The organism is Pseudoalteromonas sp. NZS71_1 (assembly GCF_015864305.1).
In the GTDB taxonomy this organism is placed as follows: Bacteria; Pseudomonadota; Gammaproteobacteria; order Enterobacterales; family Alteromonadaceae; genus Pseudoalteromonas; species Pseudoalteromonas arctica.
The window spans coordinates 61,268-74,520 of the sequence record NZ_JADYXM010000012.1 but is presented as its reverse complement, the minus strand read 5'-3'; the positions used below and the strand labels follow the sequence as shown (position 1 = coordinate 74,520).

Sequence of the window (13,253 nt, the reverse complement as noted above, 5' to 3'; positions counted from 1 at the left end):
GATGCCTCCAATAGACTATATGTCTTTAGGTTTTTCTATGTAATAACCTTGAACGCCATCTAAACACAACGTTTCTATAATGTGCTTTTCTTCTTGGCTCTCAACGCCCTCAGCAAATACACTAACACCAATGCGGTGGGCTAAATCGACCATTAAGCGCATAAAGTACTGATTGTTTTTATCGTCTTCGAGGCCGCGAGTATAACTTGCGTCCATTTTAATAAAATCAGGTTTTAAATCGCGGAAAAACTTAAATGAAGTTAAGCCAACACCAAAACGTTCAACTGTAACGCGTGCGCCAACACGGTGAACCATGTCGATAAAGCGCTTACTAGCCTTGATGTTTTGCTGTAAACCAAACTCACTTACTTCAAATACAAGTTTAGATGCAATATGCGTATCTTTCAATAATCGGCGCTCTAGCCAAATTACAAACTGATCGTTGTGTGCACTAGAGGCTGTTACGTTTAAACCAAAAAACTTTTCAGATAAATTACGGCTTTTAACCTTTTCAAGAGAAGAGTCTATTATCAGGCGATCAATTTCTATTGCCATATCAAGCTTTTCGGCCATCGCTAAAAAAGAAGCGGTAGGCAATACTTGATTGTCTTCTGTTTTAAATCGAACTTGTACTTCAGCGTAGGCTTTTATGCTTTTACCAAGCGGCATAATGTTTTGCATTACCAAATGCACGCGCTTAGATTCAATAACTTCTTTAATAACCTTACGCCAGTTTTGATTACCAAAACCCGCACTTACGTTATTAACTAAATCGGTTTCGCGTTGTACGTGCCATGCGTTTACTTGTTTTGATTGCGCCATACTCATCGCGTTATCAACAACAGAAAGCAATTCGCCTAACGGCTTACCTTTTTCGTATCCTACAATACCTGTATTAGCTACCGAGCTTAACTCTTGGTTTTGTTGGTACTGCGTGAAGCGCGATTGCAGGTTTTCACCAAAGCGCTCAGCTTCTTTTAAAGGAATGTGGGGTAGTACGACAGCAAAGTCAGAGCTGTTTAATCTAAATACTTGGCTGCCAGTGTAAGTGCCGCTTATGTGCTTAATAATATCGGCAACGCCTTTAACGTACTCATCACCTTTTTGATAACCACGGCTTTGGTTTATAGCTTGTAGTTCGCTACAACGAACCATAGCTAAAGAACCAAATGTACTTTGCTCAGTGTTTTCAATATTTTTTTCGTAGTACTCAACAAACATATTACGATTACCAAGGGAGGTAATTACATCTTTGTACGCTTCATGCTTAATAGTCATAGCAGCGCTTTGTATGTCTTCGTTTTTGTTTTTTAAGAAATGTGATAATCGATTAAAGCTAGGTACTAAATCTTTTCCCATTTTTTTCAACCGAGTGCCATCTAGTGCTGTTTCTAAATCATTATCAACTTGATTTTGATTGATATAAATATCGATAATGTCAGCAACTGTTGTACTTATGTTTTTATTTAAATGGTAAAAAATAGATTTCATTAGAATTATTGGAATAATAACTAAAATGGCAGAAATCAAAATAACAATAAAAAGGGAGGTTTGTAGCTGCGACGCTAAATGCTCAATGTTAAGTACAAATTCAACTTTTATATCTGAGGCGTCATTTACAGCAAATTGAGGGCGCACTGAGTTAAAGTTAGAGAGTACAAAATCAGCAAACATTGGTAATTGAGTAGGGGGGTTAATGCTAAATATTTCAGCCCCTTGGTAATCTCTTAGGGTGAAGCTTGAAAACGTTTTACCATCTGCAATTGATTGTTTTAAATTTTGAGCAGAAATATCGTCTAAAGAAAGGTCATTAATATACTTAGTAACAGTAGTTTGCGCACTTTTTTGTGCATCACTTACCGCAGTATCAAAGCTTATAGATATGAAGTAGCTTCCTGCTGCAACACACAATAACCAAGAGATAATTTGTATAAAAATAAGTTTTTTAAATCCAGCCATGTTTTCAGTCTTTTAATAATTCAAAAGGGAAGGAATCAAGTCCTTGATTAATAAACTAAGTACAGCGCATTAAGGAATAAACTAATGCTTTAGTTATATAAGGAAGAGTAGTGGAATTAGCTTGAGATGTCTATGAAATTCTTAGAATTGGCTCCCCCTCCCCGACTCGAACGGGGGACCTGCGGATTAACAGTCCGTCGCTCTAACCAACTGAGCTAAGGGGGAACTAAAGTAGTGATATTATTATGATGATTTGGCTCCCCCTCCCCGACTCGAACGGGGGACCTGCGGATTAACAGTCCGTCGCTCTAACCAACTGAGCTAAGGGGGAACTACATCATAAACATAAACTTGGCTCCCCCTCCCCGACTCGAACGGGGGACCTGCGGATTAACAGTCCGTCGCTCTAACCAACTGAGCTAAGGGGGAATCGTTTATGGTTGAAAAACTTGGCTCCCCCTCCCCGACTCGAACGGGGGACCTGCGGATTAACAGTCCGTCGCTCTAACCAACTGAGCTAAGGGGGAATCGTTTATGGTTGAAAAACTTGGCTCCCCCTCCCCGACTCGAACGGGGGACCTGCGGATTAACAGTCCGTCGCTCTAACCAACTGAGCTAAGGGGGAAGCGTCTTGCCTTTCAACGGGGCGAAATATTAATGACCGCGCCGCAAAGTGTCAACATATAAAAGTCATAAATTGAAAAAAGAGGTTTATTCGTTGTTTTTGTGTTCGATCTGCGTGTTTTATAGCTCTATTAAAGTTACTTTTTTAAAAATTTAAGAATTACAATGTGACTTTTATTATTGCTGAGTCTTCAAATTGATTAAATTAAACACGGTATTAAAGTGGCTTGTTATTAAAAAACAACTCAAAAACATAAAAACTCATTTTTTACTTAGCGATATTTTTCGTATTTAATTCGTTTTTTGTTTTAATTTTCTAAAAATATACCTATGCGTATATTCGCAGAAATATTTTTTGATCTAAATTGTGATCTAATCACTATGTATAAAATGAGTATTTGTTTTATCCGTTCAAAAATAGAGCAATCAATAACTTAACTTTGTATTAAACGTTTTTTTATACCTAACGTACAACTATGTTAAGAAGAAAAATTGGTGAGCTACAGTTTTTAGCGTGAGTTTATAAAAATGCCACAATTAACAAATGGTCAATTGGTTGGATATCACCGAAAATGGAGGCTCTCTCAAAGCCTTTATAAATGCGGGTTTGAATGAGTTATCCACGGTTTCTGTGGATAACTCTGTTTATGAAACTTTAAGAACATCATCGGCACCAATGGTTTAGGGTGCTACAACGATTTCAAGCTTTTAAATCACTATTTTTAATTCAATATAAAACAATGGGTTATGATTTGATGCTGAATGTATGCAACTCGATGAGGGAATTTTTTCGTAACGATAAACCAAGCAGTACCTTTGTGTAAAAAAGCATCATATATCACTGGGTGTTTGTAATAAAAGTTATAAAAATGTGTTTTAATTGGTTTTTGATGTGTTTAGGCTCTATTTTAACAAAAAGATGCAAAAACTAAGTTTTACTATTTTTTCGAATCTTTACTTCTTTAATTACTTCAATTGTAGTGATAAATCCGTGGCTTGAACTGCCTTGATGCTTTAAAATGATTCGTTCAGTAAAAGAGGCCTATTTATTTCATGCGCGCAATTTCAAAATCCCAGACTCGCCCAGATTTACTAAACGATCCCATCTTGCCCACATTAAAGACGATGACCATCCCGATGATATTCGGCATGATCACGCTAATGATGTTCAATATTGTCGATACATTCTTTATAAGCTTACTAGGCACTGAGCCGCTTGCAGCGGTGAGCTTTACATTTCCGGTTACCTTTACCGTTATTAGCTTAGCAATAGGGCTGGGGATCGGTACATCGGCGGTAATAGCAAAAGCGCTCGGTAGTAATAAAATAGATGAAGCGCGTTTTGACGCCAGTATTTCTTTAATGGTTGGTGTGGTTCTGGTTATTGTGTTGTCATCTGTTGGGTATTTACTGATTGACCCCATATTTACTTTGCTAGGAGCGGGCGCACAAGTATTGCCGTTAATACACGAATACATGAATATATGGTTTATTGGTAGTGTATTTTTAATAACTCCAATGATTGGTAACTCGGTACTGCGCGCCAGTGGCGATACAAAAACGCCAAGTTTAGTAATGGGTGGAGCTGGGCTTATAAACGCCGTACTCGACCCTATACTGATATTTGGTTTTGGGCCTGTACCAGCGTTAGGTATTCAAGGCGCTGCCATAGCAAGCGTTATTGCATGGTCGGTTGCTGTGGTTATTATTTTATACATATTAGCGGTTAAAAAGCGCTTGTTGAGCCTAAAAGCAGGCAAGCAAACAGTGACTGGCGCTATTCGTAAAATATTAAAAATTGGTTTGCCTGCTGCCGGCGCAAACATGCTTACACCGGTTGCAATGGCCGTAATGACCGCTATGGTTGCGCACCACGGGCCAGAAGCCGTAGCCGCATTTGGAGTGGGAAGTAGAATAGAATCTATTGCAAGTATATTAGTGCTTGCACTATCGATGACATTACCGCCATTTGTTAGCCAAAACTTTGGCGCTGGCAAATTATGCCGCGTTAAAGAAGCGTATACCGGCACACTAAAATTTGTGATGGTATGGCAATTTGCCATTTACGTATTACTCATTGCATTTTCAGGTGTTATAAGCCAATTATTTGGTAAAGAACAAGCCGTAATAGATGTAATTAAACTCTTTATTTATACCATCCCGCTAAGCTATGGCTTACAAGGGGTGATCATATTATCAAATTCATCGTTTAATGCTTTACACAAACCAATGTACGCATTGGTATTAAGTGTCATTCGGTTATTCATATTTTATGTACCATTTGCTTATGTAGGCAACGAAATAGCCGGATTATTAGGGCTATTTATTGGCGCTGCTTTAGGTAACTTATTTACAGCAATAGTGGCATACAAATGGTTTATGAAAAAACTAGAAGCGCTGAGCGGCGAATCGTTACAGGAGTGCAATAATTGAGCGACCATTTTCAGTTAAAATCACATTTTAAACCAGCAGGCGATCAGCCCACAGCGATTAAGCAGCTATGTGAAGGATTAGAAGCAGGCCTTGCACACCAAACTTTATTAGGTGCCACCGGTACAGGTAAAACCTTTACCATGGCTAATATAATTAACGATTTAAACCGTCCGACAATAATAATGGCGCACAATAAAACGCTTGCCGCGCAGCTATACGGGGAAATGAAAGAGTTTTTCCCTAAAAATGCGGTTGAGTATTTTGTATCGTATTACGATTACTACCAGCCAGAAGCCTATGTTGTATCTAGCGACACATTTATTGAAAAAGATGCCTCGATAAACGAGCATATAGAACAAATGCGTTTAAGTGCGACCAAAGCACTGCTCGAGCGCCGCGACACCATTATTGTGGCGTCGGTATCGGCTATTTATGGTTTGGGCGACCCTAAATCATATATGAAAATGATGCTACTTTTAAAAGTGGGCGAAAAAGTAGACCAACGCGACATGCTACGTCGCCTAGCTGAAATACAATACACCCGCAACGATATAGATTTTAGCCGTGGTACATATCGTGTTCGTGGTGAAGTGGTTGATATATTTCCTGCAGAATCTAGCACCTTCGCAATTCGCGTAGAAATGTTTGATGACGAAATAGAGCGCTTGAGTATTTTTGACCCGCTTACCGGCGCTGTCGAAAAGCATATAATACGCACCACTATCTATCCAAAAACACACTATGTTACCCCGCGTGAAAAAATACTCGGTGCTATCGATAAAATACAAGAAGAACTAAAAGATCGAAGAGCCCAGTTACTCAGTGCTAATAAATTAGTAGAAGAGCAACGCGTAACACAGCGTACGCAATACGATATAGAAATGATGCGGGAGCTAGGTTATTGCTCTGGTATAGAAAACTACAGCCGCTATTTATCGGGCCGTACGCCGGGCGATCCGCCACCCACATTACTTGATTACCTCCCAGACGACGCATTGATGATTATTGATGAATCGCACGTAACCGTATCGCAAATTGGCGCAATGTATAAAGGCGACAGAAGCCGAAAAGAAAACCTGGTTGAGTATGGCTTCAGAATGCCCTCAGCAATGGACAACAGGCCGCTGCGCTTTGAAGAATTTGAAGCTATTTCACCACAAACAATTTATGTATCGGCAACGCCAGGCGACTTTGAGTTAGACCGTTGTGTGGGCGCAATCGCAGAGCAAGTAATTCGCCCAACTGGGCTGCTTGACCCACTTATTGAAGTGCGTCCGGTAGGCGATCAGGTTGATGATTTACTTTCAGAAATTTATAAAAGTGTAGAGAAGGGCGAACGCGTACTTGTAACCACTTTGACCAAGCGTATGTCTGAGGATTTAACCGATTACTTAAGTGAGCACGACGTAAAAGTGCGTTACTTACATTCAGACATAGACACGGTTGAACGGGTTGAAATTATTCGTGATTTACGTGCAGGTGTGTTTGATGTGTTAGTGGGCATTAACTTACTTCGAGAAGGCCTGGATATGCCAGAAGTGGCGCTAGTAGCCATACTTGATGCAGACAAAGAAGGCTTTTTACGCTCAGCGCGTTCAATTATTCAAACCATTGGTCGTGCTGCACGTCACTTAGATGGCCGCGCTATTTTGTACGGTGATAAAATTACAAAATCGATGGCTAAGGCCATGGACGAAACAGCGCGCCGACGCGAAATTCAGCATGCTTATAATATTGAACACGGTATTGAACCGCATTCACTAGCCAAAAAGATTCTTGATGCGATGGATGTAGGCGAAGAAGCCGGCCCTAAAGATAACCTTAGACTTGTTCGTAAAGACTCTAAAAAGGTACTTAGTGCTAAAGAAATTACAGTGCAAATTAAGCAGCTTGAAACCAAAATGCATGCATACGCAAGCGACCTAGAATTTGAAAAAGCGGGCTCTGTTCGCGATGAAATACATGAACTACAACAACAGTTGATTAATTAAAAATGACAGCAAACTTTACTCCTCTTATTACTGCGCTTGAAGATGCGCCAATTTTAAAAAATGAACTGTGCCGTGTTTTTCATGGCCGTGGCCATAGTGTTGAGGCGTTAAGTCATATTAATTTAGACTTTTATCCGCCAAGTTTGTTTTTGGTTTCGTACGACGAAATTGACGAGCAAACACTAAGCGAGCTTACCGATGTTGTGTGGCAGTGGGCACAAAAAAACCAGCCAGAGCTTATTAGCTCACTTGTGTATCAGCAGCGCGCTGGCGTACAAAGCCAAAACACTGTGGTTTATGGGCAATTACCTAACCCGCATGTTGTAACTGAAAACGGCATTCGTTTTTTGGTTGATTTACAGAGCCGTCAAAATACCGGAATATTTCCCGATATGCGCAGCGGCCGTGAGTTTGTAATGGCTAATAGTAAGCATGGCAAAGTGCTTAATTTGTTTTCGTATACGTGTGGGTTTTCGCTTGCAGCAATGCAAGGCGGAGCAGATCATGTAATGAACATGGATATGAGCAAAGGCGTACTTAAAGTCGGCAAGCAAAACCATCAACTAAATGGTTTTGAGCGCGGCGTAAGTTTTTTACCTCACGATATTTTAAAGTCGTTTGGAAAACTAAAAAAAGCAGCCCCGTTTGACTTAATAATAGTTGATCCGCCAAGCTTTCAAAAAGGCAGCTTTATATTAACTAAAGACTATCAAAAAGTGCTGCGCAGGTTGCCAGAGCTACTTTGCGATACCACACAATTGTTATTGTGCGCTAATAGCCCAGAGCTTAGCGAAGAGGCGTTTAAAGCGTTAATAAACGAGCACACCCAAGGCGCAATTGAATTTGTTGAGCGTCTAGCCCCTACCGAGCGTTTTATTGAAGTAGACAGCGACAGAAGCTTAAAAGCACTTATCTACAAAACGTCACAATCTGCTGATTAAATGAAGCTCAGCAAACGCCTAACTGCCATTGATACATTAATCTCGCAGCATCACGATATTATTTGGGATTGCTGCTGCGACCATGGTTATTTAGGCATGGCGCTATTAAAACGCGCAGCTGCAAACCAGGTTATTTTTGTAGATATAGTCGCCACTTTAATGAACGACCTAGAAACGCAATTATCATCTATTAATAAATTACAAAAAACCTGTAATAAAAATCCGCAGTGGCAGGTCTTATGTCAGGATGTAGGCAAAATTGAAATTGCTCAAAGTAAAAGTCAAGTAGTTGTAATAGCAGGTGTTGGCGGTGAGCTGTTGTTAAGTTTAATACAACAAATTACTGCTAATAACGCAGTGGAGCATTTAAATAATGTTCTGTTTATTTTATGCCCAGTGCATCACACTTATAAGTTGCGGGTCGGTTTAAAGCAATTAGGTTTAGGGCTTGTAAGTGAGCAAATAGTTTACGACAACAAACGTTTTTATGAAGTGATTGAAGTAGGCTTTAGTAGCAATAATGAGATTAGTCACACCGGTAATGAAATGTGGGACTTTGCTAGTGCAGAACACGCTATGTACCAGCGCCAACTCATAAATCATTATAATAAAATGCTCAATAAAGATAAGCCATACTATCAAAAAGTTATAACAGACTATCAAGAACTCACCGATAGTTAAAAAAGCCCGAAAGTAGGGCGTACATGTGATCTAATTACGACATTGACGACGTAATGTGTTCATAGTTTATATCGCACAACGCGAGTTTATTTGGTTTATTTATGTCAGATAACAAGAGTCACATTAATCATTTGCTTAGCAATGAGCAAAAATGGCAACACAGTTACGAGCAACCTATTTCTTATGCACCCCTTGTGCAATTGGCTAATAGTAGCTGGGTGGTGCCACAACATTTTTTACGTTACAAGCACACGCTTGAAAGCGTAAACGAAGTGCTTGAGAGTATTGAGTTTTCGGCTCATTTTAGAGTGCTTGCTGCACAAAAAGGTGAAGAAATTTACCTGCAGGTAGCAGTGCTGAGCCCAGATAACTATCAAAAAAGCGCATCTGCAAATGAAGGCAAAGCCAAAAAGCTATTATTTGGCAGACGCTGGATAGTAGAGGAAAACCTACCTACTTCAGAACTTATTCAAACTGCATTTTTAGCGTTAAAAGTAGCGCGTGAACATGAAGTAAGAGAGCTTTTTCAGTTAATGCAAAGCGGCGCAACAAGTACGCCATTTAATAACCATCACGACTTACCGGTAATGGCTCAAAACCCTGAGCTTGTTAAAAGCGAAACGGTTACAAGTAACGTTGATGAAGTGCTTAAACGCATTGTATTTGCAGGAAAAAGTATTGAGCTTAAAAGTCAGCAGCAAATAGCCGAGCAACATTTATATACTGTTGAGCTGTTGTGTGAAGATTGCCAACTTAGCGAGTTTAATAAAAAAACAATCGCGTTTTTAACCGCAGATCCATCCGCTAATAGCTTTTTACACGCTTTAATTACAGCATTAGTAGCCACAAGCAATGATTACGTAAACGAGCAATTTAAGTACAAAGGTTTTGCCCGCTTTAGTAAGCACGTTGTGGTTGAGCAAATAGGTAACTTAAGTATCGCTATGCGCTCGCCAAGTACCGTAGGGCTTTGCTCTATGGGTAAGCAACACGCTAATCAGTTAAATTTTGAGATAGACAGCGGGCGAGCACCACAGGGCTGCGGGCAAGCTATTGGTGGGTTTTTAGCTGCTCATGGCATTGAGCAGCCAGAAAATGCACATTTATATCCAAATTACTTATAACAATTTAAAGCTTATTAATTTCATCTTTAACGCTAAAGCTTGAATCGGTAACAATAGCCTCAAGTGTTTGTACACGCTCTTTTAATGCAAGCACTTGTGCATTTGTTTCAGCTAATTGTTTATGGGCATCGCTGTTGTTGTTTTGCATTTTATGCTTAAACTCAAGATGCTTTTTATACATATCGTAAACCACTCCTGAGCCAACCGAAATTAGCACAATAAGTACAATCATCGTAGTTCCAGACATAATCTCATTCCTTATCATTTTATTATTCGTTTATGGTTAAAGTATAACCTTTAAGCGCTTTTGATAAAGCTGACAATTGTAACTTAATCTGTATAGTTCACTTAAGCCAAGCTTTGAGCGTGTTCATCATTTATACACTTTAGATATTGTTTAATAGCTACTTAAATAAACATACTTTAGCCAATACAGTGAGTTGCCATGTTAAATAATAAAATACCTCCCGTTATTGTTGTGCTGTTTTTTGCAGGCATAATGGCGCTTATTGCGCATTACAGTGTTATTGATTTCACCGCATTTATTACCTACTTAGCAGCAAGTTTAGTCATTATAGGGTGTGTTTTTTGTATTGCAGGGGTGGTGAGTTTTAAAATAGCAAACACCACTGTAAACCCTAATAAACCTGAGCAAGCGTCAAAACTTATTACTAGCGGTATTTATCGGATTTCGCGTAACCCAATGTACGTAGGTTTTGCATTTATTTTAGCAGGGTGGGGTATTTGGTTAAGTTCCTTGTGGGCACTTTTATGTATTATAGGGTTTATTGCGTATTTAACGTTTTTTCAAATAATACCCGAGGAGCGTGCGCTCACTAAATTATTTGGCGAAGAGTTTACCGCCTATAAAGCGCGCGTAAAACGCTGGTTGTAATCTCTACGTTAAAATTAAACAAAAAAGGCTATCGATGATAGCCTTTTTTGTTTACAGCAATTGTATTACTAATTAATTGGTGCTTATTCGTATTCTAACGGGTCTGTAATGTTATTTAGTGCAAATGCTTCAAGGCGTTCTTGGCACGCGCCACATTTACCACAGGCCTTTTCACGGCCGTTATAACAAGTCCATGTTTGGCTGTAATCTAAACCCATTTCAATACCGTCGGTTAAAATACCAATTTTAGTATTGTTTAAGTATGGGCTAAAAATTTCTACCGCGTCGTAGTTAGCAATACGACATACATCATCCATTTTTTGCACAAATTCAGGACGGCAGTCAGGGTAAATAGCATGATCCCCAGAGTGAGCGCCGTAATAAACTTGGCCAGCTTTAAGTGATACCGCGTAACCAACAGCAAGCGAGAGCAAAATCATATTACGATTAGGTACAATCGTACTTTTCATGCTTTCTTCTTCGTAATGGCCTTCAGGCACATCAATATCATCAGTAAGTGATGAGCCACCAATGAGTTGGTTAATCGCCGAAATATCAACAATTTTGTGTGGAACGTTTAATTTTTCACACACACTTGCCGCCACTTTAAGCTCTTTTACATGACGCTGACCATAGTCAAATGATAGGGCATATACATCATGGCCTTGTTGCAGGGCTTTATTTAATACGGTAAATGAGTCCATACCGCCGGAATAAATAACAACTACTTTTTGCGTCATATCTGTTTTGCTCTTAGTTTTAATAGAGGTTTATATCAGGGCGCGATATACTACACGGCCGCAGCTTAAATAACAATTTTTGCACAGCGCTTTTTGGTTTTTTAATAGTAGCAATTTGGCTGCTAGGTAGTAAGTGAGATCTCTTTTGTACAAAATTAATGAAGTGTTTGAAACCATTCAAGGTGAAGCTAGCTTTACTGGCACACCCTCAATATTTTTACGCCTGCAAGGCTGCCCAGTAGGCTGCTCTTGGTGCGACACTAAGCAAACGTGGGATGTTGATAATGTATATAAAGTATCGCTGGACGAAACCGTAGAAAAAAAAGCCGACTCAGATCATTGGGCTAATGCCAGTGCAGAGCAAATTTTAGCGTTGTTTCAATCACGTGGTTATACCGCAAAGCACGTAGTAATTACTGGCGGCGAGCCATGTATGTTTGATTTAAATCCAGTATGTAACTTATTACACGAACACGGCTTTAGTACACAAATAGAAACCAGCGGCACGTTTGAAATACTCGCTCCAGAGCAAACATGGGTAACGGTATCGCCAAAAATTAATATGCGCGGTGGTTATGAAGTACTTACCAGCACCATGAAGCGTGCAAACGAGATAAAACACCCCGTTGCTATGCAAAAGCACGTAGAAGAGCTTGAAGAGTTATTTGCTAAAACAGGCGTTAATCCAAAGCTTGTTTACTTGCAGCCAATTAGCCAAAAAGTATCGGCAACCAAATTAGCAATCGACACCTGCATTGCCAAAAACTGGCGCCTATCAATACAAGTACATAAGTATTTGGGAATTAGTTAAAGCCAGCTTAAAGTAATATTACGTATGTTGGGTAGAGCGTAGCGAAACCCAACAAACCTCTACTTCCGCACCATTTTCTAATAACGTTTTATAATATTTAAATACGTAGGCCGGATAAGCGAAGCGCCATCCGACAACCCTGTACTTTATAGCCTGTACTTTATAACCTAAGATTACATCTACCCTAAAGCTCATATCTTCTTCGTTAATTGTGCTAATTAGTTTACTATGCGCGACTTAAAAATATTCTACTACTTACCACTAGGCTTATATGTCCGCAAATGCACTCTACACCGACCTTTCTGATTACTACGACTTAATGTGCGCAGATATAGATTATCAAGCCCAAAGCAATTCTATTCACAGGCTGCACCAAATTTTTGGTAATGGCGGAAATACCCATCTCGATTTAGCATGTGGTACCGGCCCGCATGTCCGCCACTTTATTGATTACGGCTATAAAAGTAGTGGGCTTGATTTAAACCAGCCAATGCTCGATAAAGCAAAAGTTCGCTGCCCAGAAGCGCAATTTTCGTTGCAAAACATGAGTGAATTTAAGGTCACTGAGCACTTGGATTTAATTACCTGCTTTTTGTATTCACTGCATTACTGCGACGGAATTGATAAGTTAAAAGAGTGCCTTGCTAGCGTGCACAATGCATTAAATGTAGGTGGGATATTTTGCTTTAACACTGTTGATAAAAACAAAATCGACAGCGATTCATTTGTAGAGCACACCGCAACAAGCGAAAATAGCTTCTTCACATTTCGCTCTGGCTGGCACTACAGTGGCACTGGCAGTAAACAGTTATTAAAACTCAGCATAGAAAAAACCACCGCAGACAACACTCTCGTATGGCACGACGAGCACCCAATGGTTGCTTTTAGTTATACCGAGCTTAAAGAAGCCTTAAAGCCGTACTTCGAATTCCACATATTTGAACATGACTACGACAAAATAACCCCATGGGCACAGCGCTCAGGCAACGCCATTTTTGTCTGCGTAAAAATTTAAGACAAACACTCATCAAGAAGAGATACAAGTTTGCGTAGA

11 protein-coding genes and 5 tRNA genes are annotated in these 13,253 nt (G+C 39.7%); 8 read left to right on the top strand and 8 right to left on the bottom strand.

Annotated features, from left to right (window positions below; all coding sequences use genetic code 11):
- Nucleotides 1-15: 15 nt before the first annotated feature.
- The 6 genes from I6F43_RS15850 to I6F43_RS15825 all read right to left on the bottom strand — a co-directional run bounded on the left by I6F43_RS15850 (nt 16) and on the right by I6F43_RS15825 (nt 2,584).
- Nucleotides 16-1,959: an EAL domain-containing protein gene (locus I6F43_RS15850; RefSeq protein ID WP_007585367.1), complete on the bottom strand. Its 1,944-nt coding sequence runs from the start codon at nt 1,957-1,959 to the stop codon at nt 16-18.
- Between the two features lie 148 nt (nt 1,960-2,107).
- Nucleotides 2,108-2,184: transfer RNA gene (locus I6F43_RS15845), tRNA-Asn, on the bottom strand.
- Nucleotides 2,185-2,213: 29 nt separating this feature from the next.
- A tRNA-Asn gene (locus tag I6F43_RS15840) sits at nt 2,214-2,290 on the bottom strand.
- Between the two features lie 21 nt (nt 2,291-2,311).
- Nucleotides 2,312-2,388: transfer RNA gene (locus tag I6F43_RS15835), tRNA-Asn, on the bottom strand.
- Nucleotides 2,389-2,409: 21 nt separating this feature from the next.
- A tRNA-Asn gene (locus tag I6F43_RS15830) sits at nt 2,410-2,486 on the bottom strand.
- A gap of 21 nt (nt 2,487-2,507) precedes the next feature.
- A tRNA-Asn gene (locus tag I6F43_RS15825) sits at nt 2,508-2,584 on the bottom strand.
- A gap of 1,052 nt (nt 2,585-3,636) precedes the next feature.
- On the opposite strand from I6F43_RS15825, the gene I6F43_RS15820 reads away from it, so the two are divergent.
- The 5 genes from I6F43_RS15820 to I6F43_RS15800 all read left to right on the top strand — a co-directional run bounded on the left by I6F43_RS15820 (nt 3,637) and on the right by I6F43_RS15800 (nt 9,753).
- Nucleotides 3,637-5,016, top strand: a complete 1,380-nt coding sequence (locus tag I6F43_RS15820; protein WP_169045010.1) for an MATE family efflux transporter — start codon at nt 3,637-3,639, stop codon at nt 5,014-5,016.
- The gene (gene uvrB, locus I6F43_RS15815; RefSeq protein ID WP_007583893.1) at nt 5,013-7,007 is read left to right on the top strand and encodes an excinuclease ABC subunit UvrB; all 1,995 of its coding nucleotides are present in this window, start codon (nt 5,013-5,015) and stop codon (nt 7,005-7,007) included. Before I6F43_RS15820 ends, uvrB begins: the two co-directional genes overlap by 4 nt.
- 2 nt (nt 7,008-7,009) lie before the next feature.
- Entirely contained in the window at nt 7,010-7,948 is a 939-nt protein-coding gene (locus I6F43_RS15810) for a class I SAM-dependent methyltransferase (protein ID WP_024592356.1), read from the top strand.
- Nucleotides 7,949-8,629 (top strand): tRNA (adenine(22)-N(1))-methyltransferase TrmK, encoded by a 681-nt coding sequence (locus tag I6F43_RS15805; RefSeq protein ID WP_197103110.1) that lies wholly within the window; start codon nt 7,949-7,951, stop codon nt 8,627-8,629.
- A gap of 101 nt (nt 8,630-8,730) precedes the next feature.
- On the top strand, nt 8,731-9,753 hold the full coding sequence (locus I6F43_RS15800) for a hypothetical protein (protein WP_197103108.1): 1,023 nt from the start codon (nt 8,731-8,733) through the stop codon (nt 9,751-9,753).
- 4 nt (nt 9,754-9,757) lie between these two features.
- Here the strand turns inward: I6F43_RS15800 and I6F43_RS15795 are convergent, their stop codons facing one another.
- Complete coding sequence (locus I6F43_RS15795; RefSeq protein WP_007583900.1) at nt 9,758-10,000, bottom strand: hypothetical protein; 243 nt, start codon at nt 9,998-10,000, stop codon at nt 9,758-9,760.
- A 198-nt stretch (nt 10,001-10,198) separates the two neighbouring features.
- On the opposite strand from I6F43_RS15795, the gene I6F43_RS15790 reads away from it, so the two are divergent.
- Entirely contained in the window at nt 10,199-10,648 is a 450-nt protein-coding gene (locus tag I6F43_RS15790; RefSeq protein ID WP_007583901.1) for a methyltransferase family protein, read from the top strand.
- 83 nt (nt 10,649-10,731) lie between these two features.
- On the opposite strand, the gene queC is transcribed toward I6F43_RS15790, so the two are convergent.
- Nucleotides 10,732-11,388: a 7-cyano-7-deazaguanine synthase QueC gene (gene queC, locus I6F43_RS15785; protein ID WP_007583902.1), complete on the bottom strand. Its 657-nt coding sequence runs from the start codon at nt 11,386-11,388 to the stop codon at nt 10,732-10,734.
- 145 nt (nt 11,389-11,533) lie between these two features.
- Here queC and queE point away from each other — a divergent pair, with 145 nt between their 5' ends.
- Together queE and I6F43_RS15775 are read left to right on the top strand one after the other, a co-directional pair.
- A complete protein-coding gene (gene queE / locus I6F43_RS15780; RefSeq protein ID WP_002960417.1) occupies nt 11,534-12,199 on the top strand; it encodes a 7-carboxy-7-deazaguanine synthase QueE in 666 nt (221 codons plus the stop codon).
- Between the two features lie 271 nt (nt 12,200-12,470).
- Nucleotides 12,471-13,214: a class I SAM-dependent DNA methyltransferase gene (locus tag I6F43_RS15775; protein WP_197103106.1), complete on the top strand. Its 744-nt coding sequence runs from the start codon at nt 12,471-12,473 to the stop codon at nt 13,212-13,214.
- The last annotated feature ends 39 nt before the right edge of the window (nt 13,215-13,253 follow it).